Here is a 22,696-nt window from a genome sequence, read left to right on the forward strand (position 1 = left end):
AGAGCCGCCATGGGCGACTTTTACCAGAATGGCATTGTCACCACCCTCCACAACCTGGTCCGGCGCCCGGTGGAGGAACTCGAAGCGGAGCTGATGGGCTTTCGCAAGGCCCGCCCAATGTCGCTGGTGCTGCCGTCGCTGTATTCCGAGCTGGAAGGCCCGGCCCTGAAAAACATCGTCCAGGAACTGGGCAAGGTGCCATACCTCGACCAGGTGGTCATCGGCCTGGATCGAGCGGATGAGTCGCAGTACCGCCATGCCCTGGAGTACTTCTCCGAACTGCCCCAGAACTTCCGGGTACTCTGGAACGATGGCCCGAGGCTGCGCGAAATTGATCTGAAGCTGCGCGAACAGAACCTGGCGCCGACGGAGATGGGTAAGGGGCGCAATGTCTGGTATTGCTTTGGTTACGTGCTGGCTTCGGGTGTGAGCAAATCCGTGGCGCTGCACGATTGCGATATCCTGACCTATTCCCGGGACCTGGTGGCGAGGCTGATTTACCCGGTGGCGAATCCCGGCTTCAACTACATGTTCTGCAAGGGCTATTACGCCCGGGTGGCAGACAGCAAGATGAACGGCCGGGTCAGCCGCCTGCTGGTCACGCCCCTGATCCGTTCCCTGAAAAAGGTATGCGGCCCCAGCGATTTCCTGGATTACCTCGACAGCTACCGCTACCCGCTGGCTGGCGAGTTTTCCTTCCGCACCGATGTGATCAACGATCTGCGCATTCCCAGCGACTGGGGCCTGGAGATTGGCGTGCTCTCGGAGATGAAGCGCAACTACGCCACCAACCGCCTGTGCCAGGTGGACATCGCCGATGTGTACGACCACAAGCACCAGGACCTGTCGCCGGAGGACGCCAGCAAGGGCCTGTCCAAGATGAGCATGGACATCGCCAAGGCCCTGTTCCGGAAACTGGCCACCAACGGCGAGATCTTTTCCAACGAGAAGTTCCGCACCATCAAGGCCACCTATTTCCGGATTGCCCTGGATTTTGTCGAGACCTACCAGAACGACGCCATCATCAATGGCCTGACCTTCGACCGGCACAAAGAGGAGAAGGCGGTGGAGCTGTTTGCCCAGAATGTGATGCGCGCCGGCGCCTACTTCCTCGACAACCCCATGGACACGCCGTTCATTCCCAGCTGGAACCGGGTAACCAGCGCCATACCAGACATCAAGGAGCAGTTGCTGGAGGCCGTGGAGCTGGATAACGAGGAATTCAAACCATGACCCAGCCGCTGAAGGTCAAACTGGAGTCCATGCTGGAAGTGGTCTACCCGGAGCTGGACTGCGATTTCCTGGCGGAGCAGTTGCTTGCCACCATGGGTCTGGAGCCTAACCAGGAGCCACCGCCGGCGCACCAGAACCACTGGGACGAATCCGATGTGGTGCTGATCACCTACGCCGACACCGTGCAGCGGGCCGATGAGAAGCCACTGGTGACCCTGCACCAGTTTTTGGAAGACTGCCTTGCCGATACCGTCTCCGCAGTGCACATTCTACCGTTCTTCCCCTACAGCTCGGACGATGGCTTTTCGGTGATGGACTACCTGGCGGTGAACGAATCCCACGGCACCTGGGAAGACATTGAGCGTATTGCCCGCGATTACAAGCTGATGGCCGACCTGGTGATCAACCACATGTCGGCCCGTAGCCGCTGGTTCGAGAACTTCCGCAAGCGCGTGGAGCCGGGCAAGGATTATTTCTTCGAGGGCAATCCCCGGGATGACCTGAGTGCCGTAGTACGGCCGAGAACATCCCCGCTTCTGAACGCCGTGCAGACCGATGACGGCGAGCGCTACGTGTGGTGCACTTTCAGCGAGGACCAGGTGGACCTGAACTTCGCGAACCCCATGGTGTTGATCGAGTTCGCCGCCATCATCCGCTACTACCTCGACCGGGGCATCATCCTGTTCCGGCTCGACGCCGTGGCCTTCCTCTGGAAGGAGCCGGGCACGCCCTGTATTCACCTGCAGCAGACCCACGAGCTGATCAAGATCCTGCGGCTGCTGATAGAGCACCACAGCCCGAGCGCGGTGGTGATCACCGAAACGAACGTGCCGAACCGGGAGAACCTGACCTATTTCGGCAACGCCAACGAAGCCCATGTCATCTACAACTTCTCCCTGCCGCCGCTGTTGATCAATACTCTGGTGACCGGCGACTGCAAGCATCTGAAAACCTGGCTGATGAGCATGCCGCCCGCGCAGATGGGCACCACCTACCTGAACTTCATCGCCTCCCACGACGGCGTTGGCATGCGCCCCACCGACGGGCTGCTGAGTGAGGAGGAGAAGCAGCGGCTGATCAACACCATGGAGTCCTTTGGTGGCAAGGTGTCGTTCCGTCGTACTCCCGATGGCCGGGACCAGCCCTACGAAATCAATATTGCCCTTTACGATGCACTGCAGGGCACCGCCGAATCCGGTCGCGACCACTGGCAGCTTCCACGATTTCTCTGTGCCCACACCATCATGCTGGCGCTCGAAGGCATTCCTGCGTTCTACATCCACAGCCTGTTGGCCACGGAGAACGACCTGGCCCGGGTGGAGCACACCGGGCGGCTGCGCTCTATCAACCGCAGCCAGTGGCAGTTGGACGATCTGGAAGAAAAGCTCGGCGACCCCCTGAGCCACCACGGCAAGGCCTTTGCCGAACTCAAGCGTCTGATCGCCATCCGCCGCAAGCAGCCGGCATTCCACCCCAACGCTACCCAGTTCACCCTCCACCTGGGGTTGAAGCTGTTTGGCTTCTGGCGCCAGAGCATGCGCCGCGATCAGTCCATCTTCTGCATTCACAACATCAGCGATCAGCTGCAGGAAGTGGCCTTGAGCGACATTAACCTGATTGGCACCGATCACTGGCGGGACCTCATTTCCGGCGTCAAGGTTGATGACCTCTCCGGCTCCATTACCCTCAAGCCTTACCAGAGTGTCTGGCTCTCGAACCGGGACGTAACCAACTGAGACGCCGGTTGTGCAATGCCCGAAAAACATAGGGTATGCTGTGGCCATAGCAGCAAGGCCGAGATGTCAGACATGAACAGAGCAATCAAGGTTACCGGAGGCAATCTCACCTGGGAGGACTGGGATGGCCCGGGCACGCCGCCGGCAGATCACGTGGAAATCGAAGTTGTCTGGACAGCCATCAACCGGGCGGATTTGATGCAACGGGCAGGGCTGTATCCACCACCGCCCGGCGCCTCGGACATCCTGGGACTGGAGGTCAGCGGCCGGATTGCCTCGGTTGGTTCCGGGGTCAGTCGGTTCCAGCCCGGAGACGAGGTTTGCGCCCTGTTGACCGGTGGCGGTTATGCGACACGGGTGGTGGTGCCGGAAGTTCAGGTGTTGCCGGTACCCAAAGGCCTGTCGCTGGAAAAGGCCGTGGCAATACCGGAAGTTTTCGCCACCGCCTGGTTGAACCTGTACTACGAAGCCCAGCTGAAGCCGGGGGAGCGGGTGCTGTTGCACGCTGCCGCCAGTGGTCTGGGCACTGCTGTCATTCAGCTGGCCACTGCGTTCGGTAACCCTGTGTTTGCCACCGCCGGCGACGACGCCAAGCTGGAAACCTGCCGCAAGCTGGGCGCCAGTGGCGTCTGGAACCGCAACCAGGGCTCGTTCGTTGATGCGGTGAAACACTGGGGTGGCGTGGACATGGTGCTGGACCCGGTGGGCGGCAGCTACATCGCCGAGGACCAGCGGGTGTTGAATGTGGATGGCCGGATTGTACTGATCGGGTTGATGGGCGGGCGTATGTCTGAAGTGGACCTTGGCCTGATGCTGGTCAAACGTCAGCGCCTGATTGGCTCCACGCTTCGTTCTCGCACGGTGAAGGACAAGGGCGATGTGATGCAGGCGCTGTACCGGCATGTCTGGCCGCTTCTCAGCGCAGGCCAGATTGAGCCGATCATCGACAGCGCCTGGCCCATCGAGCAGCTCGAAGAAGCCATGGCCTACGTGGGCGAAAACAAGAACACCGGCAAGGTGCTCCTGCAGATCGCCGGGTGATAGACCATGGCTCGGGGCCGGCCGCTCGATTGGTTCAGTCGGCGACGTGAACCAGCTGCTTGCCGAAGTTGCGGCCCTTGAGCATGCCCTTGAAGGCTTCAACGGCGTTCTCCAGGCCTTCCGCCACAGTCTCCCGGTATTTCAGCGCCCCGGAAGCCACCCGAGATGCCAGGATATCGGTGATTTCCTGGTGCTGTTCCTGCCATTCCGTCACCAGGAAAAAGCGGTGCTCGGGAACCGGATCCAGCGCCTTGAGCACGTGGAAGGGCGTTTCCACGCTGGCCATGTCGGTGGCGTTGTAGGCTGACACATAGCCGCAGATGGGCACCCGCGCGCCTGGATTGAGCAACGGTGCCACGGCCCGGGTGACGGCGCCGCCCACATTCTCGAAGTAGATGTCGATACCGTCGGGGCACGCTGCCTTCAGATCCGCGTCCAGGTTGCCGGCCTTGTAGTCCACACAGGCGTCGAAGCCCAGTTCGTTCACCACGAAATTGCATTTCTCTGGCCCGCCGGCCACGCCGACCACGCGGCAACCCTCGGATTTTGCGGTCTGGCCAACCACGGTGCCGACCGGGCCGGAGGCGGCAGACACCACCACGGTCTCACCCGCTTTGGGCTTGCCAACGTACATTAGGCCGCAGTAGCCGGTGCGCCCGGGCATGCCGGCCACGCCCAGGTAGGCCTGCAGGGGTACGTTGTCGCGCTGCTGGATCTTGTACACCATCGGCGCATCGGCCGGGAAGGTCACGTACTCCTGCCAGCCGGAGTAGCAGGTGACCAGGTCGCCCACCTTGAGCTTGTCGGAACGGGATTCCACCACCCGGGCCACGCTCTCGCCCACGATCGGCTCGTCGATGCCAATCGGGTCCATGTAGCCCTTGGCATCGTTCATCCTCGGGCGCATGTATGGATCCAGGGAAAGCCAGAGTACCTGGGCAACCACCTCGCCCTCGTTCGGGGATCGCACCGTACGTTCTTCCAGTACCAGATCGCCTTCCTGGATCTCACCCTGGGGGCGTTGTTTGAGCACTACCGCTCGGTTCTTGTAATCAGTCACTCGCTTTCTCCGGTTGCATAATGAAACCAGATTAGGGTGCAGCAGAACGAATCGCCGGTCAACCTCTCATCCTGAATGATCGGGCAGGGCACGGGGTTTCATTCTACACCCTGATCGCTATAATCAGGGACAGCTCAGGACGAGCCGGAAACCGATTTATCTTCAAAGGATTGAAGACATGCCCCAGGCAAGTGGATTGCAGTTTACCGCCCGCGTTGGCGATCTCCCTTCTGATCTTTTCTCAGTGGTTGGCTTCACGCTCACCGAGCGCCTGTCCGAGGTGTTTTCCGGTCGGCTGGAACTGGCAAGTTTTGACCCGTCGATCCAGGCCTCCGAGATTCTGGAACAGCCGGTGGATTTGGTGGTCTGGCAAGATGGCGAGCCGCTACGGCGCTTCACCGGCGTGGTCAATGAATTCGCCCGGGGCGACACCGGCCACCGGCGCACCCGCTACGAACTGGTCATCCAGCCGCCCCTGTGGCGCCTGGGGTTGATGCACAACAGCCGGATCTTCCAGACCCGAAGCACCGACGCCATCGTGCGCACCCTGCTCGAAGAGCGGGGCCTGATCGACACCGTGTTCGATCTCAAGCGCCCACCGGAAGAGCGCGAGTACTGCGTGCAGCACCGGGAAAGCGACCTGGCTTTCCTGGACCGCCTGGCCGCCGAGGAGGGCTGGCACTACCGCTACGAACACGGCAGCGTGGACGGCGACACCCAGCCCGCCCTGATCATCGCTGACCACCACGGCGATGCCCCGGTGCTGGAGCCGGTTCAGTACAACGCCAAAGCCGGTGGCAGCACCCGGCAGTTGGCTGTCTTCCGCTTCCGGTATGAAGAACGGGTACGCGTGGCCTCCGTGGCCATGAAGGACTACACCTTCAAGAACCCCGCCTACGCCCTGATGCACGAGCAGGCTGCGGGCGAATTAAACCATCGGGAAGACTACCAGCACTACGACTTCCCAGGCCGCTTCAAGGCCGACGCCAGCGGCCAGCCCTTCACCGAAGCCCGGCTGCAGGCCCTGCGCAACGACGCCAGCACTGCCGCCGGTGACAGCAACCGACCGGACTTCAAAGCCGGCGCCAAAGTGGCCCTCACCGACCACGACAGCGAGCCCCTGAACCGGGACTGGCTGCTGACGGCGGTGACCCACACCGGCACCCAGCCCCAGGCCCTGGAAGAGGAGGGCGGCAGCGAACCCACGAGCTACCACAACCGGTTCACGGCCATTCCCGCCGACCGGACCTGGCGGCCGCAGACCCCACATCGCCCGCTGATGGACGGCCCGCAGATGGCCATCGTGACCGGCCCGGAGGGCGAAGAGATTCACTGCGATGAGCACGGGCGCGTGAAAGTCCGGTTCCCGTGGGATCGATACTCGAAAAATGACGAACACAGCAGCGCCTGGCTGCGGGTCAGCCAGGGCTGGGCCGGCGGCCAGTATGGTTTCATGGCCCTGCCGCGCATCGGCCACGAAGTGATTGTCTCATTCCTCGATGGCGACCCGGACCAGCCCATCATTACCGGAAGAACCCACCACGCCACCAACACGCCGCCCTACGCGTTGCCGGAACATAAAACCCGCACCACCCTGAGAACCAAAACCCACAAGGGTGAGGGCAGCAACGAGCTGCGCTTCGAGGACGAAGCGGACCAGGAACAGATCTACGTGCACGCCCAGAAAGACCTGGACCTGCTAACCGAACACAACCGCACCGAGGTGATCAAAAACGATAGCCACCTGACCGTGGAGAACCACCGGTTCAGCCATATCAAAGGTGACCACCATTGCAGTGTGGAGGCTGAAAAACGGGAGGCTGTTGGTGGTGATTGCAGCCAGAGCATCGGCGGCACATTTCACCAGAAATCTGCGCAGGGGACCCTCAGCGAGGCGGGCACCGAGGTGCATCACAAGGCCGGTGCGAAGGTGGTTCTGGATGCTGGTGCGGAGCTGACCATTTCGGCAGGTGGCAGTCTCCTGAAACTGGATCCGAGTGGAGTGACGTTAAGTGGTCCTGGGATAAAGATTAATTCGGGTGGGGCTCCTGGGAGTGGGAGGGGGCAACGTGGCTTAACGCCGGAGATGCCCTGGATCATTGAAGCCGACCAACCCCAGGCGCCCGCGCAGACTACATTGGCGGAGGTTCAGCAACGGCAGAACGCGCCGGCAATTAACGTTGAATCCCAGATCGCGGCTTTGCGGAAGGGCAATGCCACCTGTCCGGTGTGCGAGGCTCAAAGCGCATGAATTTGAATGCCTGCCCGATATCGGAGTCTCCGTTTACCCATTTTGCCTGGCCCGAAGACCATCAGGTCGGGTTGGTTCTGGACGGCGTCGCCATTCCGCGCCTTGGAGAGAAGATCTATCAGTGGGCCGAAGGACAAGTTGGAGATGCAGAGTGCCTCTACGCGGTAACGCGCTGGGAAGTGGTTACCGAGGTATCGCCCTGGCTCGTCTGGCTTGAAGGACCCGAGGACCCGATACTTGGAGGTCTTCTTGATCGGGGACCCGAGGAGGAAGCTGGATACCTGCTGGTTTCAGCCGTGGATCGTGCCAGTTGCACTCGATGGATGCGTGCTCATCTGCAAGTAGAGGTTGCGCCAGGAATAGAGGATCTGATGCGCATCGCGCATCCTGCATTGGCCAGGTCGGTGATCGGGGAGAATTTATCCGGCTGCCCGGCCAGAGTGGTGGATCGGGTGATTGTCCCGGACCGGATCAGCGGACAGTGGGTTTCTTTGGAACCGCCTGCATCGCAAGCCGGGCGCATCGCCAGGCCGCTTCAGAAAGTGGTCGTTTCTCCCGAATTAACGGTCGCCTTTGACGCCTTCAATCAGCGCCAGAGGGTTCTGCAGGTATGGAGCAGCCTGAATGACTCCATGCGTAAACAGATCGGTGGACCTGATCTGCAGAACGCTTACCCGAAACTTCAGAGACTCCTGAGCGACGCCCTCGACAACGGGCACGATAACCTACGGGCTATGATGCACTATCTTTTTGCGGAGTTTGAACAGCAGCCCGACATCGGCGCTCTACCTGACGCGACATGATTATTGGATCAAGGATGAACCATGACTCGGATACAACGGCCCTCTGACGAACGGGCAAACAGTGATCTCCTGTGCTGGGAACAGCCAGGCACTCCCATTGATGAAAGTGCTTCCTGCCCACTGCTCAAAACCGTGCACCTGCTGCCCATCCGGTATGGGCGAGTTGAGGTCGCGCCTGAGGATACTGACCCGGGGTACCCATACTCGCTGACATCGCGCCCGCTCGGCTACCGACTTCTCAGGAATGGCTACCTATATGTGCTGGATGCCAATGCTGGGGAGCTCCATGAGTATCTGCATGAAAACGGTGAACTGACCGGCCACAACGATGGCAAGTTGGAATACCCGGTATCCCATACGCTTTACGTTGCCTTCTCGGAACTGGCATGGACCGCCCGTAAAAAAGTGCAGGTGCTGGATGACCCACAAGAGCGTGAGGCGTTGCTGCAGAAAGTTGAGCTGGCCGATGCCTCGCCGCTGAACGGCGGCAAGCACTTACTGACGCCCGAACAGGCCAAGCAATGGGTGGCTGAATTTGCCGAGGACTACACGCCGGAAGCCCTCGAAGGTGCTCATCCGCAGGAAAACGAACCCTATCACTGGGAAAATCAGCCCTATTACCACAAAAGCCGGTTCGGCAAGCTGATCAAACAGCAGGCCATCGACGATGTCTCCAATTGCCTCTGCCTTGTGTTGAGGGACGACGTGGGTGTGATGCTTGACCTTGCCCAGCATCAAGATGATGTGGTGGGGTGGCTCGAAAGCTGGACCGAGGAGGGAAACGAGGAGCGGGACTATTTTCTTGGTACCTTGATAGAGTCCATGACCCTGGTGGATGAACAGGGCCTGGGTGCGATGATGACCAACTCGGATCATCCCGCCATTGTCTCCATGCGGAAGGATCTGGAGGCCATGTCGGAAAGTGATCGCACAGATACCCAAGCGGCATTGCTGGAAGCCTTGAGACAACTTGAGGATGAGAGCAGGCCGGGCCCTAACGACCCCTCATTGCCCGCCGAGGCTAGATCGCGGGTCGAAGAGATCCGAGCCACGGCGAACCGAACCAATGCTTACGGCATCCTTCCCAGAATGCAGCGAGCGGTGGACGAGTGGTATGTGCGACAGGCCATGGAAGGAGCCGAGCCGGATTTTGTGGATTCCCACATTGATGGCATTGTCGCTTTGGAAAAGGATTACCGCAAAAATCTGAAAGCGATTCTGGAAGGGCGCGGTTTCGGCCATCGTGGAGTCAACGACCTGATCGACCGTGAGGCCATGGACCAGTTCATGGCCTGTCAACGCGCCAAACTGTCTCGCTGGCAGGCTCTGTTAACAGATATAACCAGTGACCGCCTTGAGCTGGTGACGAACAATCACTATCACCAGGCCGCATGGTATTTTGACCCGACAGACGAGGCTCAGATTGAAGCAGCCCTGGATCTGGAGTACGCCTGCCTGAAGGATATCTGCCGATCGGATGAGTCCAGCGAGGGCGTGCTGGAATGGCTCGAGCAGAACCCCCAATACAGTCGTCCCCTGTTTCAGACCCTTCCAAAGAAAGACCGCTCCGAAGACGGAGAACTGGCCAAAACCTACGTTGCGGTTGGCTCCGCCGGCTACGCAATAGTCACCCGAGCGGCGGGCTGGGTGCAGCGTATTAAAGCGGCAGAAGAAGGTAAACTTCCGGATTTTTCCCGCTTCACTCAGCAAATTCAGGATAAGGCAGCGTTGCTGGGAGATACGATTTCTCCAGCCATTGCCGAAGCCAAGGGGCGAGCGGTCGGAGAGCTGTACAAGGTCATCGGCAGCCAACGTTTGCCCGACCTGGATGATCTCTTCCGCGACCTGCCGTACTTTTTCAAGCGGCGCATGCTGGATGCCATTGACCAGGGTAAAGCGGAATTTCGCTTTGCTTCGGCGAGTGAATTGGAGACGTTCCGGGATAACCTCAGGCAAATGCTGAAGTTGGATCAACAGATGAAGCAGCTTCAGAACGACCATGAAGTTGCTAAATCCACCCATGGCCATCGCTCCGAGGCAGCCCAGGGGTTAGTGGCTGAATTCAAAGCCACCCGCGAAGAACATCGTGAACTAGGCAGACTCGTGGCCGCCGGCCTAAGCCCGGTTGAGGAGACCGATACGGGCCTGAAACTGGAAACCGCCGACACCGGCCGTGCAGCCCTGACGCTGGTGCCGCCGCCGCTGGCCCAGCAGGAAGTTGCACGACTGGTTGGACATTTCCGGCAGGGTCTGTCTTCGGCACCCCGGGTGAACCTGATGGGGGATGGGCTTGGGGTTTTGGTGTTCTTGGTGCAGTTGGTTAATTTGTGGAATGTTTCCAGTGAGATTGGTTCGAATTCAGAGTCCCCAGGGGATAACCAGCGCCTTTATGAGAGTGCCCTCGCTACCTCTGCCGCAGGTTTTCTGGCCGCCCAAGGTTTGATGGATACAGCATACAGCGCCAGAGCGCAGGCCCTGGCCAGTGCCTGGCAGCATACTGCTGTGACTGGTGTGCATATCCGAATGGGTAAGCTACATGTCGGGCTGGGGATTCCTGCCTATCTGCTTGGCGCGGTCAGTGCCGGCATCAGCGCCTACAAGCATCGGGAGAACTGGTTGGAAGCTGTCAGAACGGGCAATTCAGAAGCCCAGGTTGGTGCAGTGCTGGGTATGGTTGGCAGTGGTGGACTGGCGGCTACCAATGCGTATGGATTCGCGCGTACTTTGAGAATGGCACAGGCTGTGCGCCAAGCCAGCAAGGGACTCGCTCGGGCAGAAGCCTGGGCCACGGCAGGCCAGACCCTGTCTCGTCTGTTTTTCCGTCTGAATATGGCGGGGCTGGTATTCACGGTATTTGAGTTGGGTGGTACCTGGCTGTATAACCGTTACAACCTGAGCGAGCGGGATAAATGGCTACAAACCACACCTTGGTCACGGGAGCCCGCACAGATCCACAATGGCACGCTGGACGACTACGCAGAGGCCTTTGCCCGAATTGGCAACAGTATCACTCTGGATGAAGTGCCCGTGGAGAAAGATGAGCCAGCCAGATTAGAGTTGAATTGCCACGGCTTGCCAGCGGGCAGCCTGATGGACCCCCTTGAAGGCAATGCTCCCCGTCGGGTGTCCATCGCCGCATGGAGAATCCAGCCGGGGCAAAGGGAGATGTTCTCCCTAAAACCGGAAACCTGGGTACCCTGTACCGGTGCCATTCTGACCAGTTTGAAGCAACCGGTCGACGGTGACCATCTGCAGTTGACCTTCACGCCTCCCGCCCACGAGAAAACCCAGTACGGCATCCTTACCCGGGATCTGAGACTGATGGTCAAACTGGAAACTCTGCAGGAGGATGGGGGTTACACCGCCTCCGTGTTTATGTTGAAGGTAACCCCGGACAGTCGGTACCCACTGACACCCGTGCAGGAGCCCCCGGAAGCGAAGGTTGCCTGGTGGCAGCTCCGCCAGCCATTCATAACAATGGAAGGTTTTTGATGAACTCAAGAAGTAGCCAGCCCAAAATACCGCCTCGCGCGGGGCGTTCCGAGCCGTTTCCGAGCGGACGATTAACCTTTCTGGCACCCAGACCGCTACCTACTGGCCTACCGCCCATGGATCATGGTCATGCGGTGGGGGAAGTGACTGAGGAGTTCCTGGATTTTGGAGCGGGCACGCCGCCAGTCTTTGGATGGCAAATGACGCTTGGCGGGCCCTTTTTTTGCTTTTTGTTTATTGCTTTTGGTGTTCCGCTAATCTTATCCGGGCTTGCGATCGCCCACGGTAGAGAGCTGGAAACTGCAGTCGAAGTATTTTGGGAGATGTTTGATTATGGGTTCTGGATTGCGGCTTGGGGGTGTGGTTTCTTCCTACTGTTGGGCCTCGGCATCTGGTACCGGGGGCATCTGAAACTTGAGTCCATCATCCCTACCCGCTTCAACCGCCAACGCCGCGAAGTGTGTTTTGTCCCAGAGGGCCAAAAGGAACCCATCTTCGTCCCCTGGGAAGAGCTGGTTGCCTGGGTCACCGAAGCCCAGGGCGTTACCGAATACGGCGTACAGCGCCAGTACGGCTTTGGCATTGGCTTCTACCACCCGGAAACCGGAGAAAAATACACCCTGGAGTTTGAAACCTATGGCCAACCTCAGGCTATCAGCACTTGGGAGGCCATCCGAGCGTACATGGAGTACGAGGTACACACGCTGAAAGAAATTCAGGACCCCTTGGAGCTTCAGGGGCCTGACGATCCGCCCTGGGAGGGCGTCCACGTTTTCCGCAACGCCCGCAAACGTCTTCATGACGAGTACAGGAACGGTAAGCGGGGCATGCTTTACCTGATCGGCTGGTATCTATACCACCTGGTCACCTTCTGGACCATACCGAACCGGCTGGTGGAGTGGGAGGTTAAAAAGATCAAGCGCATCAGCCAAAAGACACTGCCCAAGGCCATGGCTCAATGGTCCGAACCGCTCCCGGAAGACCAGTGGGCTCGCCCCAGCGAGGAACTGAAACGCCAGAGCAGGCGGGTTCTGGAACTGCAAGCAGCGGATCCGAGCCGGCCTGTCTTGGAGATCTTTGCTCAGGTTGATGAGGAGTTTTCCCGGAAATCCTCCATGATTGCATGACGGTGCCAGCGGACAGCCTGATGGAGCCCCTCGAAGGCGACGCACCCCACCGGGTGTCCATCGCAGCATGGCGGGTCCAGCCCGGGCGACGGGGGATGTTCTCCCTCAAACCGGAAACCTGGGTTTCCTGTACCGGTGCCATCCTGGTTAGCTTGGAGCAACCGGTCGATACGGATCACCTGCAACTGATCTTCACTCCCCCTGCCCACGAGAAAACCCGACACGGCATACGCACTCGAGAGCTGAGCCTGATGGTCAAACTGGAGACGCTGCAGGAGGATGGAGATTACACCGCCTCTGTATATTTGCTGAAGGTGACACCGGATAGTCAGTATCCCCTGACACCTATACAGGAGCCCCCGGAAGCGGAAGTTACCTGGTGGCAGCTCCGTCAGCCGTTTATAACAATGTAAGGTTTTTGATGAACTCAATAAGTACCCAGTCGGAACAGTCGCCCCGTGCCGGGCGAACCGAGGCTTTTCCGAGCGGAAGGTTAACCTTTCTGGCACCCAGCCCCCTGCCAACCGGCCTGCCGCCAGTGGATCATGGCCATGCAGTCGGAGAAATGAATGTGGGCTACCTGGATTTTGGAGCGAAGGCGACGTCGGTGTTTGGTTGGCAAATGACATTTGGCGGCCCTTTTGGCTTGTTCTTGCTTGGCGCTTTTGGTTTTCCAATTATTTTATCGGGGCTTGCGATGGCTCATGGTAGAGAACTGGAGACTGCAGTCGAAGTTTTCTGGGAGATGTTTGATTATGGGTTCTCGATAGCTGTGTGGGGAGGGCTTTTTGGTTTTTTCATGCTCTATCTCCCACGCTGGCAGGCTTATGCAAAATTAAGAAATGCAATCCCAACCCGCTTTAACCGCCAACGCCGCGAAGTGTGCTTCGTCCCAAAGGGACAGAACGAACCGATCTTCGTCCCCTGGGAAGAGCTGGTTGCCTGGGTCACCGAAGCCCAGGGCGTTACCGAATACGGCGTACAGCGCCAGTACGGCTTTGGCATTGGTTTCTACCACCCGGAAACCGGCGAGAAATACACTCTGGAGTTTGAAACCTATGGTCAACCTCAGGCCATCAGCACCTGGGAGGCCATCCGCGCTTACATGGAGTACGAGGTACACACGCTGAAAGACATTCAGGACCCCTTGGAGCTTCAGGGGCCTGACGATCCGCCCTGGGAAGGCGTTCATGTTTTCCGCAACGCCCGCAAACGTCTTCATGACGAGTACGGGAACGGCAAGCGGGGCATGCTCTACCTGATCGGCTGGTACCTGTATCACCTGGTCACCTTCTGGACCATCCCGAACCGGCTGGTGGAGTGGGAGGTTAAAAAGATCAAACGCATGAGCCAAAAGGCACTTCCCAAGGCCATGGCTCAGTGGTCCGAACCGCTCCCGGAAGACCAGTGTGCCCGCCCCAGCGAGGAACTGAAACGCCAGAGCAGGCGGGTGCTGGAGTTGCAAAAAGCGGATCCGCGAAGATCTGTTTTAGAGGTCTTTGCGCAGGTTGACGAAGAGTTTGCCGGGACATCCTCAATGACCGCATGACGGTGCAAAAGGACATCCGTTGGCGTTTTCAACGACAGGTGCTGCAGAGCGCACTATTCAAAAAGGGTTGTTGGAGCGTTGGCGAGTTGTTTGTGAGAGAGTTCGCGCATTGTGCTGAGAAGTGGTTGGGGATTGAGACAGTGCGGAAGGATCAATGATCAATCGCTGGCTAATCAACAAAATTATGGATCCGCTACCCATTTGGTTGCAGGTGGCAATTGTTCTCGCTCTTTTGGGTGCAATTGCATGGGTCTACGCTTTTGCTGCAAAAGACGCCGCTTTCATGTTCCATAACCACACCATCCGCCCGATACATGATGTAAATTTATCGGGAAATTGGTTAGGAGGGGCGGCTGCCAGCAATGGAAAAGGTCGGGGCGTCAAAGGCGGATCGATTTGCTGTGCCCGGATTGATTCCGGAGGAGGGGAGTTGGCTTGGACCTTTGGAGTGACTCAGTCTCAATACGATGCTGGCCTAAGAAAACAAACTGAGAAAATAATGGTCCAAATACCCGAAAGGCGTGAGGGCGAGTTTTATCTGCATGTTCATATTTTCAGTAATGACGAAGTGAGGCTTTTCTGGAGTAATTCGACTAGCTCTCACTATTGATCAAAACAAAGCAAGGAGGCGGGAGCCAAAAGTGAAAATAGACGAGTTAGGGTCGCTATTTCCGAGCGGAATCAAAGTGGGGGATAATAATTGTTGCAGGAAAGCGATTCACTCCAATAATTGCCCCTTTTTTCAGGTGAGCATATGAGTGAACCCTCTCCCACGCTGGCATACTCTGTCACAGCATTTCAAGCGCAATCATTAGATTCTCTACCAGTCGCTCCGACGGAGCGCGACCGATTTGGAGAAGAGCTTCAGCCTGTCGGCGTGTATGCCGGAGTGATTCCTTTTCTTGGGGCCATTCAAGACGTAGAAGCTCTTCAGGAACACGAGCAGACTGATCCTGATTTCAAATCCAAGGACTGGTGGTGGGATCATCAACGAATTCGGTTCCTCAACGGCAAGATGGGACTCAAGGTCCTTTTGCTCATTATTCCATTGGTCTGGGTGCTGTCCTTGTGGTTGGCGGGCCCGGCCGTGATGGTTTGGATGGTTGCCGAAGTTGATGCTGTCAGGGAACTACCTGGATTAGTGGTCGGGTTGCTCGGCATTATCCTGACAATTGCGTGGTACGGCTTCGCGATCTGGGTCACACCCTCAACCACCAATTGGATCATGAGCACCGGCCTCGGGTTCCTCCTCAAGCCTTTCGAAGAAGCCATCAACAAGAAATTGGATAAGACTCTCGAAGACGGGTGCAGCGAATTCAATCGCCTCACCGGTCAGGTCCGCATCGCCCTGGGTCGCGGCCGGTTTTTTGAAGCGCCGTTCGTGGAATTCGATGCTTACATCGAGCGGGTCATTCAGGAAAGCGGGGTGTTTTACCGGTTGATGCTGGTGCACCGCTACACCCAGAAAACGTTCAATAAAACCGGCTTCAGTACCATTGAATCGGATAAGACCGAGGTGTTGGCGATGTGGGACATGCTGCACCGTTACATGGACGTGAGCCAGCCGTTGCCCGATACCCCTCGTCTGGAGCCTTTCCGGCACCTGGATCCGGTGACGGCGGCGCATGACCGAAAAACCGGTCGAAATCCCAGGTATTGGCGTGATCTGGACCTGGAATCCTGGAAGGAAGGCGAGGGCCGGTCGGAAGTGTACCGGCGACAGGTTTCCTACCCCTGGGCCAGCCGAACCTGCAAGCTCACCCCGAAGCTGGGCAAGATTTCGATGGAAGAGTATCGGGAGCTACGGCCGGCGGACGCCTGGCCGATCTGAGGCGTTGTTGAGGGCTTACGGCCAGCTTTCCGGCACCACGAAGATCTTCTCCACTTCCCGCCATGGGCCATCTGGCTCATTTTGTGCGAGCGCGGCAAACAGCAGTGGTACGTGCTTCTGCTCAATGGTGTCCAGAGCGAGGACCGATGCCTCTTCCGGAGGCGCGTCCACCTGTTGCCAGGGCCCTATCCAGTCAGGTTTGTTCAGTACCACCCAATGCCGGGTAGATGAGGCGGCTAGCTCGGAAACGTAGCGCCACCGGCCGGCCAGATGATCCTCTGGCACATAATCGGGAATCGCGTAATCCGGCTGGCGCGGGTAGAACAGATACCCGGGCATGAACAGGCGCGGTGTAATCGGCCCTGAGATGCCGGCCTCAGCCAGCAGTGCCTGCGCTTCGGGCAGGCGGGTTCGCTGGCTCTGGGTGTTGATCATACGGCTGGTTTTCAGGTCCAGGCGGTCTTTGGCGTTAGGACCATACCAGCGGGTATGGCCATTTGTTTGCGGAACTCCCAGATAATACTTGATGGCGATCTCATGGTGCTCAAGCCGCCCCTCGTGTCGGTTATGGACGACGAAGTCCAGCTCGCCAAGGGTGCGGCCGTTGGCCTGAATCTGTCGGTTCTGAATGACGATCTCCCACCCGAGAATGTCCTCCAGAAGCACCCGGTACAGACGTTCAAAATAGAAGCCCAGACGCTTCGGCGGCGTTTCTCGAAGCAGAGGAGGCAAGGTGTCGGGATGCTGGTCCCAGTGTCTGAGCAGAGCCTGGTAGCCATCTGGCAGGTAACGAGATGGCTCGAAACTCAGGGGCGAGCGGAGCAATTGCGGCGCCTGGCAAAGCCAGGCCAGGTGCCGTACGGCTGGGGTGTGCAGATCAAAGAGGGAGTATAGCCCGGTTTTTTCATCCATAGGCCCAGAATACCGTAAACTAGGGGCAAGGTAAGACTCTGAATTTGCGATCGATCCGGTTTTGAGGAGGCGTTATGCAATATCTTCACACCATGATCCGGGTGAGCAACCTGGATGAAACGCTGCATTTTTTCTGTGATCTTCTGGGTATGGTTGAGATCAGCCGGAAAAGCAGTGACAAAGGCCGTTTTACACTGGTGTTCCTCGCGGCCCCGGAAGACGAGGCTCGGGCCCGCGAGGACCGCGCGCCGATGATCGAGCTGACCTACAACTGGGATCCGGAAGAGTACACCGGCGGCCGTAATTTTGGGCATCTGGCCTATCGGGTCGATGATATTTACGCGCTGTGCGACCACCTTATGGCGAACGGCGTGACCATCAACCGGCCGCCCCGGGATGGTCATATGGCCTTCATCCGCACACCGGACAACATTTCCATTGAACTGCTTCAGAAGGGTGAGGCCCTGCCACCGAAGGAACCCTGGGCCAGCATGGAGAATACCGGCACCTGGTAGCCACGTGCAGGCCCTGAATGATCAAAAAGTGATATGATTCAGGGCTTCACCAACGCTTTCGCATCAGGACGATGCAGTGAGAACATGGAGACGTTTGATGGAAGATTGGCAAGGATGCCTGGATCCCCTGTGCCAGACCGCCCTGTTACACGCCCGGGAAAGCGTGGAACGCCGGGGCGGTTCGGTCATTACCGTTGAAGATTATCTACTTGCCCTGCTCGACTCCGACCCCTCTGTCACGCGATTTTTGCGGGGCTGTGGCGTGGACATGGATGAGCTCATCCGAACCATTCAGTGTGAGCAGCCTATCGTTACCGAAGTGGCCGGCGAGGACCAGCTGTCTTCCCAGCTAATGTATTGGTTCGCCTGTGCCCGGGAGGCTCGGGACGCGGCGTGGCTGGGTTGGGCGGATCTGCTGGAGACCCTGGTTCGTGCCAGCGAACGTCTTCAGGAAAAAGCCTATGTTGCGGTACTGGAACTGGTCACCCGCTGGCCGGATTCTGCTCACGACAGGGCAGCCCCACCGGTGGGGGAGTCCCAGAGGGCGCCCGTTGTGGTTGCCGATACGGCCTGGGTTGAGCTGGCGGAAGACGTTGCCATCAGTCTCGGGGCAAGCCCGTCTTCACTGGTCTGGATCCGAGGGGAGCGCGGGGCTGGCAAGACAGCTTGGCTCCAGTCGATGTTATCCGCCCTTGAGCAGGACTACCTGGAACTGGATCTGCGGCGTGAAACCGAGATCATGGCCAGCGAGTTGCCGGTCATACCGGCGCGGGCAAACAGTGTTGAAGCCGGGGGAGAGGGCCGGCGTTGGCCCGTTCTGGTGCTGGATAACACCTCACCCGATGATCTCCTGTTGTTGATGGCAAGTCCGGACGGCCTGGCTAAGGCCCTTGTGCCTCGCTGGGCCGGGCCAATACTCCTGCTGGGTCCGAGCGGACCAAACAGTCATGAGGCGGTGCAGGCACTGCAACATCGTCTGGGACGTGCTCTGGATGCCTTCGACCTGCCCATTGCCAGCGTGGTGCAGCGTCAGGCCATACTGACAGCGCACCAGCCGGCTATTGAGCGGCAATGGCAGGTCCAGATTCCCCGCACGGTTATTCGTTTTGTCGCTTCCCGTCGGAGCCGTTGCGTCAGTACGCCGGGCGGAATGCTGCTTTGGCTGGAGCGCGCGGCGGCCAGGTTGAACCTGTTTGCCCGAAGAGGTCCGTCCGAGGCCCAGGCGCTCTCTGCCCAGAGCGATACCCTCAAGCGGCAGTCTCTGGTGGCGCTGGCTCGAAAGGAATCAACGGTGGATATCGAGGCATCCCTCGAAGAGTTGCACCTGCATCGAGCGGCCTCGGAAGTGGCCTGGCATGAACGGAGGGCTGCAGGTACTCTCCGCGAACTGACCATTGACGATCTGAGGCAGGAACTGGAGCGATGGGTTGCAGCCCGGCCCGGGCCGGTTCACTATAGCCGGCATTATCATCAGCAGGATGGAGATTCAGCGGGTGCAGGATCTGGAAATTTACATTCGTGACCTCAAACCGGGTGCCGTGTCCGAGTGGCTGGTTAGCCATGTTGAGGAGCTGGAACTGGATGATCGCGAACTGAGCGGGGTGGTGAAGGGAGAGGCCCGATACGAGGGGCGGCGTCTGCGAATCACCCTTTATCCCCAAGCGTTCGGGAAGCGATTCACCTCGTTGCTGATTGAGGGGAGCACTGTGCCCTGGAGCTCCGACCTGGACTGCGCACGCAGCGCCTGGCGAACATTGGACACCGAAATCCGATGCAGCCCCGGGGACTGGAAAGAGGGCGAGCCAGTTGAGGACGGAAAATGGTGGCGGCTGGACCATCGAGGAGAGCAACAGGTAGTCTGGAACTGAAAAAGGCAGCCCGAGGGCTGCCTTTTTACATTCCGATCTGGTGCGCTTCAGTCACTCAGAATGGAAACGTTATCGGCCTGCAGGCCCTTGTCGGCCTCAACAACGTTGAAACGAACCAGTTGGCCCTGACGCAGAACACGGCGGCCACGGCCCCGGATAGCGCGGAAGTGCACGAACACCTCGTCGCCGCTGTCACGGACGATGAAACCAAAGCCCTTTTTCACGTTGAACCATTTAACGGTGCCCTCTTCATTGCCTTCAGGGCCGGTGTCGTCGTAGCCATCGTCGTCATCATCTGCCTGGCTCTGGGCGCGGTTTTGGGGCCGCGATGCAGAACGCTGGCGTGCTGGCTGTTTGGCAACAATGGCGACGGCGAGAAAACCGGCAATGCCGAAGAGGACCAGCGTGATGATATAGGCCAGGACGCCGCGGTTGCTACCCAGAGCTTCAACAAGCTGGCCGGCGGCAATCAGGCGCAGCGGCTCCGGGGTCAGAGAGAGCAGCAGGGCAAGAACCAGGGGAGCTGGAATGGCGATCAGGAGAGCAATAAGGATCGCTTTGGATGGATTACGCATTGACTGAAAATTCTCCATTCTTGTAACGCTAACGGTAAAAACCGGATATCGGGTAAAATCGCACATCCGGCCGGTGAAAACCGCCAATTCCCGTGAAAAGGGAGCGCTGGCGGGCAAAAGCGGCATGATACCAGATTATCCCGAGCGCTGACTAAGCAACGGCGCAGTCAGTGGTATCGATCACATTCTTCAGAGAGCGACCCAGGGGAGAGCCCGAAGCCAATGAGCCAGAACGATCTGGAGACCCGTCTGGAAGAGCTGGAAACGCGGCTCGCGTTCCAGGATGACCTGATCAATACCCTCAGTGAACAGGTGGCGAAACAGGAGATGGACATCCGGGAACTCTGGGAGGCGAAGCGCCTGCTGCATAAACAGCTCAAGGATGTCTCGCCGTCAAACATCAAGTCCGAGCAGGAAGAGACACCACCCCCGCATTACTGAGGGTGACAGTCCCCTGAAACGGAAAAGGGAAGAGGATGGAACTCTTCCCTTTTTGTTTTCAGTGATCTGACCCGGAAATCAGGCCAGCAGGTCGATCAGGATCTGCTCGTAGATCTCAGAAAGTGTGTCCAGATCCTCGGCCTTCACACACTCATCCACCTTGTGGATGGTGGCGTTGATCGGGCCCAGTTCCACTACCTGTGCGCCGGTGGGGGCTATAAAGCGGCCATCGGAGGTGCCGCCGGAGGTGGAAAGCTCGGTTTCACGGCCCGTTACCCGCCGTATGGCGTCCTGGCTCGCGGACACCAGAGCGCCGCGATCGGTGAGGAAAGGGCGACCACTCAGATGCCACTGCAGGTCGTACTTGAGGTCGTGGCGATCAAGAATGGCCACCACCCGTTCTTCGAGACTCTCTGCCGTGTTTTCCGTGCAGTAGCGGAAATTGAAATGCACCAGGCACTCGCCCGGGATGATGTTGCTGCCGACACCGGCCTCCAGCTTGGTGATCTGGAACGTTGTGGGCGGGAAGAAATCGTTGCCGTTATCCCAGAACTCCCTGGCCAGAGCGTCCAGAGCCGGCGCCACCGAGTGTACCGGGTTTTCGGCCAGATGCGGGTAGGCAACGTGGCCCTGAACACCACGAACGGTGAGATAACCATGAAGGGAGCCGCGACGCCCGTTCTTGATCACATCGCCCACTTCGCGGGTGCTGGACGGCTCGCCGATCAGGCACCAGTCGATCTTTTCGTTCCTGGCTTCGAGGGTTTCCACCACCTTTACCGTGCCATGCTGGGCCGGGCCTTCTTCGTCGCTGGTGATCAGCAGGGCGATGGAGCCGCGATGGTTCGGGTAGGCGGCCACAAAACGCTCGCAGGCAGTGACGAAAGCGGCGAGGCTGCCCTTCATATCTGCAGCGCCACGACCGTACAGATAGCCGTCCCGGATCACCGGATCAAACGGGGGGTGGGCCCAGTTTTTTTCGGGGCCTGTGGGAACCACGTCGGTGTGGCCGGCAAAGGCCAGCACCGGGCCGTCAGAGCCCTTGCGGGCCCAAAGGTTGTCCGTATCGCCAAAGCGCAGGTGCTCGCCGGCGAAGCCGAGGGGGGCAAGTCGCGACATCATCAGCTCCTGACAGCCGGCGTCATCGGGGGTGACCGATGGCCGGCGGATCAGGTCGATGGCCAGATCGAGTGTCGGGGAATCAGTTGTTTGCATGCAGCTCTTCGTTCAGCTCGATGGCGGACTTGTTGGTCTTGCACTCCACGGCGCCGGTCTGGCTGTTGCGGCGGAACAGCAGGTCGGGCTGGTTGGCCAGGTCCCGGGCCTTGATCACTTCCACCAGCTCGTTGTTGTCATCGAGCAGAGCCACCTTGGTGCCGGCGGTGATGTACAGGCCGGCTTCCACCTTGCAACGGTCACCCAGCGGAATACCAATACCGGCGTTGGCGCCGATCAGGCAGTTCTCGCCCACGGAAATGATGATGTTGCCGCCGCCGGAGAGGGTGCCCATGGTGGAGCAGCCACCGCCCAGGTCGGAGCCCTTGCCCACCATAACGCCGGCCGAGATGCGGCCTTCGATCATGCTGGTGCCTTCGGTGCCGGCGTTGAAGTTGATGAACCCTTCGTGCATCACGGTGGTGCCTTCGCCTACGTAGGCGCCCAGGCGAACCCGGGCGGTATCGGCGATACGCACACCTTTGGGCACCACGTAATCGGTCATCTGCGGGAACTTGTCCACGGACTTCACTTCCAGGGTTCGACCTTCAAGCCTGGCCTGGAGCTGTCGCTCGGACAGTTCGTTCAGGTCGATGGCGCCTTCGTTGGTCCACGCCAGGTTCGGCAGCAGCCCGAAGATGCCGTCCAGCTTAAGGCCGTGCGGCTTGGCCATGCGATGAGAAATCAGGTGCAGCTTGAGGTAGACCTCCGGAGTGCTGGAGGCGGTGTCGTCGGTTTCCAGGATGGTGACCACCACCGGGCGCTTGCTGCCGGCCGCTTTCTCCGCAAGTGCGGCCTGGTCGGTTTGCCCGGCCTGTCGCAGCGCGGTTGAAAGATGGCTGAGCTGCTCCGCTGACGCACTGATGGCCTGGTTGCCACCGCGATAGTCCAGGGCGTTGGAGACCACATCCATCAGGGTGTTGTCGGGTGTCATGACCGGCTGCTGGTAAAACACTTCCAGCCACTCGCCCTGGTTGTTCTGGGTGCCGATGCCGATACCGAATGCAAAACTCATCTGATGGTTGCTCCTGTTGTCTGAAATTGCCT

The 22,696-nt window shown here is 58.9% G+C and carries 20 protein-coding genes; 15 read left to right on the plus strand and 5 right to left on the minus strand.

Annotated features, from left to right (window positions below):
* Nucleotides 1-9: 9 nt before the first annotated feature.
* From BM344_RS15480 to BM344_RS15490, 3 genes are all read left to right on the plus strand, one after another.
* Complete coding sequence (locus BM344_RS15480) at nucleotides 10-1,233, plus strand: glycosyltransferase family protein (RefSeq protein WP_091992093.1); 1,224 nt, start codon at nucleotides 10-12, stop codon at nucleotides 1,231-1,233.
* Complete coding sequence (locus BM344_RS15485) at nucleotides 1,230-2,969, plus strand: sugar phosphorylase (RefSeq protein WP_091992094.1); 1,740 nt, start codon at nucleotides 1,230-1,232, stop codon at nucleotides 2,967-2,969. The genes BM344_RS15480 and BM344_RS15485 overlap by 4 nt, the downstream gene beginning before the upstream one ends.
* Nucleotides 2,970-3,041: 72 nt before the next feature.
* Nucleotides 3,042-4,010, plus strand: coding sequence for an NAD(P)H-quinone oxidoreductase (locus BM344_RS15490; RefSeq protein ID WP_091992095.1), 969 nt, complete (start codon nucleotides 3,042-3,044; stop codon nucleotides 4,008-4,010).
* Between the two features lie 34 nt (nucleotides 4,011-4,044).
* On the opposite strand, the gene BM344_RS15495 is transcribed toward BM344_RS15490, so the two are convergent.
* Nucleotides 4,045-5,070, minus strand: coding sequence for an NADP-dependent oxidoreductase (locus tag BM344_RS15495; protein ID WP_091992096.1), 1,026 nt, complete (start codon nucleotides 5,068-5,070; stop codon nucleotides 4,045-4,047).
* A 178-nt stretch (nucleotides 5,071-5,248) separates the two neighbouring features.
* Between BM344_RS15495 and BM344_RS15500 the strand changes: the two genes are divergently transcribed.
* From BM344_RS15500 to BM344_RS15535, 8 genes are all read left to right on the plus strand, one after another.
* Nucleotides 5,249-7,321, plus strand: a complete 2,073-nt coding sequence (locus BM344_RS15500; RefSeq protein ID WP_091992097.1) for a type VI secretion system Vgr family protein — start codon at nucleotides 5,249-5,251, stop codon at nucleotides 7,319-7,321.
* Nucleotides 7,318-8,124, plus strand: a complete 807-nt coding sequence (locus BM344_RS15505; protein WP_091992098.1) for a DUF4123 domain-containing protein — start codon at nucleotides 7,318-7,320, stop codon at nucleotides 8,122-8,124. The genes BM344_RS15500 and BM344_RS15505 overlap by 4 nt, the downstream gene beginning before the upstream one ends.
* A gap of 21 nt (nucleotides 8,125-8,145) precedes the next feature.
* Entirely contained in the window at nucleotides 8,146-11,616 is a 3,471-nt protein-coding gene (locus tag BM344_RS15510; protein WP_091992099.1) for a toxin VasX, read from the plus strand.
* A 143-nt stretch (nucleotides 11,617-11,759) separates the two neighbouring features.
* Nucleotides 11,760-12,743, plus strand: a complete 984-nt coding sequence (locus tag BM344_RS15515) for a hypothetical protein (RefSeq protein WP_208603459.1) — start codon at nucleotides 11,760-11,762, stop codon at nucleotides 12,741-12,743.
* A gap of 20 nt (nucleotides 12,744-12,763) precedes the next feature.
* Nucleotides 12,764-13,156: a hypothetical protein gene (locus BM344_RS15520; RefSeq protein ID WP_139229652.1), complete on the plus strand. Its 393-nt coding sequence runs from the start codon at nucleotides 12,764-12,766 to the stop codon at nucleotides 13,154-13,156.
* A 152-nt stretch (nucleotides 13,157-13,308) separates the two neighbouring features.
* Nucleotides 13,309-14,292, plus strand: a complete 984-nt coding sequence (locus BM344_RS17670) for a hypothetical protein (protein WP_228143664.1) — start codon at nucleotides 13,309-13,311, stop codon at nucleotides 14,290-14,292.
* 154 nt (nucleotides 14,293-14,446) lie between these two features.
* Nucleotides 14,447-14,902 (plus strand): hypothetical protein, encoded by a 456-nt coding sequence (locus tag BM344_RS15530; RefSeq protein ID WP_091992103.1) that lies wholly within the window; start codon nucleotides 14,447-14,449, stop codon nucleotides 14,900-14,902.
* Between the two features lie 144 nt (nucleotides 14,903-15,046).
* Nucleotides 15,047-16,123 (plus strand): hypothetical protein, encoded by a 1,077-nt coding sequence (locus BM344_RS15535; RefSeq protein WP_091992104.1) that lies wholly within the window; start codon nucleotides 15,047-15,049, stop codon nucleotides 16,121-16,123.
* A 15-nt stretch (nucleotides 16,124-16,138) separates the two neighbouring features.
* Here the strand turns inward: BM344_RS15535 and BM344_RS15540 are convergent, their stop codons facing one another.
* Complete coding sequence (locus tag BM344_RS15540; RefSeq protein WP_091992105.1) at nucleotides 16,139-17,035, minus strand: DUF1853 family protein; 897 nt, start codon at nucleotides 17,033-17,035, stop codon at nucleotides 16,139-16,141.
* Nucleotides 17,036-17,109: 74 nt separating this feature from the next.
* Here BM344_RS15540 and BM344_RS15545 point away from each other — a divergent pair, with 74 nt between their 5' ends.
* From BM344_RS15545 to BM344_RS15555, 3 genes are all read left to right on the plus strand, one after another.
* Entirely contained in the window at nucleotides 17,110-17,550 is a 441-nt protein-coding gene (locus BM344_RS15545) for a VOC family protein (protein WP_091992106.1), read from the plus strand.
* A gap of 97 nt (nucleotides 17,551-17,647) precedes the next feature.
* Nucleotides 17,648-19,072 (plus strand): ATP-dependent Clp protease ATP-binding subunit, encoded by a 1,425-nt coding sequence (locus BM344_RS15550; RefSeq protein WP_091992107.1) that lies wholly within the window; start codon nucleotides 17,648-17,650, stop codon nucleotides 19,070-19,072.
* Nucleotides 19,044-19,418 carry a hypothetical protein gene (locus BM344_RS15555; RefSeq protein ID WP_091992108.1) on the plus strand — a complete coding sequence of 125 codons (375 nt, stop codon included), beginning with the start codon at nucleotides 19,044-19,046 and terminating at the stop codon, nucleotides 19,416-19,418. Before BM344_RS15550 ends, BM344_RS15555 begins: the two co-directional genes overlap by 29 nt.
* A 47-nt stretch (nucleotides 19,419-19,465) precedes the next feature.
* Here BM344_RS15555 and BM344_RS17750 read toward each other — a convergent pair whose 3' ends face one another.
* Complete coding sequence (locus BM344_RS17750) at nucleotides 19,466-19,993, minus strand: cold-shock protein (RefSeq protein WP_091992109.1); 528 nt, start codon at nucleotides 19,991-19,993, stop codon at nucleotides 19,466-19,468.
* A gap of 222 nt (nucleotides 19,994-20,215) precedes the next feature.
* Here BM344_RS17750 and BM344_RS15565 point away from each other — a divergent pair, with 222 nt between their 5' ends.
* The gene (locus BM344_RS15565) at nucleotides 20,216-20,434 is read left to right on the plus strand and encodes a SlyX family protein (RefSeq protein WP_091992110.1); all 219 of its coding nucleotides are present in this window, start codon (nucleotides 20,216-20,218) and stop codon (nucleotides 20,432-20,434) included.
* A 78-nt stretch (nucleotides 20,435-20,512) separates the two neighbouring features.
* Here BM344_RS15565 and dapE read toward each other — a convergent pair whose 3' ends face one another.
* Nucleotides 20,513-21,649, minus strand: coding sequence for a succinyl-diaminopimelate desuccinylase (gene dapE / locus BM344_RS15570; protein WP_091992111.1), 1,137 nt, complete (start codon nucleotides 21,647-21,649; stop codon nucleotides 20,513-20,515).
* Entirely contained in the window at nucleotides 21,636-22,664 is a 1,029-nt protein-coding gene (gene dapD / locus BM344_RS15575; RefSeq protein WP_091992112.1) for a 2,3,4,5-tetrahydropyridine-2,6-dicarboxylate N-succinyltransferase, read from the minus strand. The genes dapE and dapD overlap by 14 nt, the downstream gene beginning before the upstream one ends.
* Between the last annotated feature and the right edge of the window lie 32 nt (nucleotides 22,665-22,696).

Origin of the sequence: Marinobacter gudaonensis, from assembly GCF_900115175.1 — a bacterium.
In the GTDB taxonomy this organism is placed as follows: Bacteria; Pseudomonadota; Gammaproteobacteria; order Pseudomonadales; family Oleiphilaceae; genus Marinobacter; species Marinobacter gudaonensis.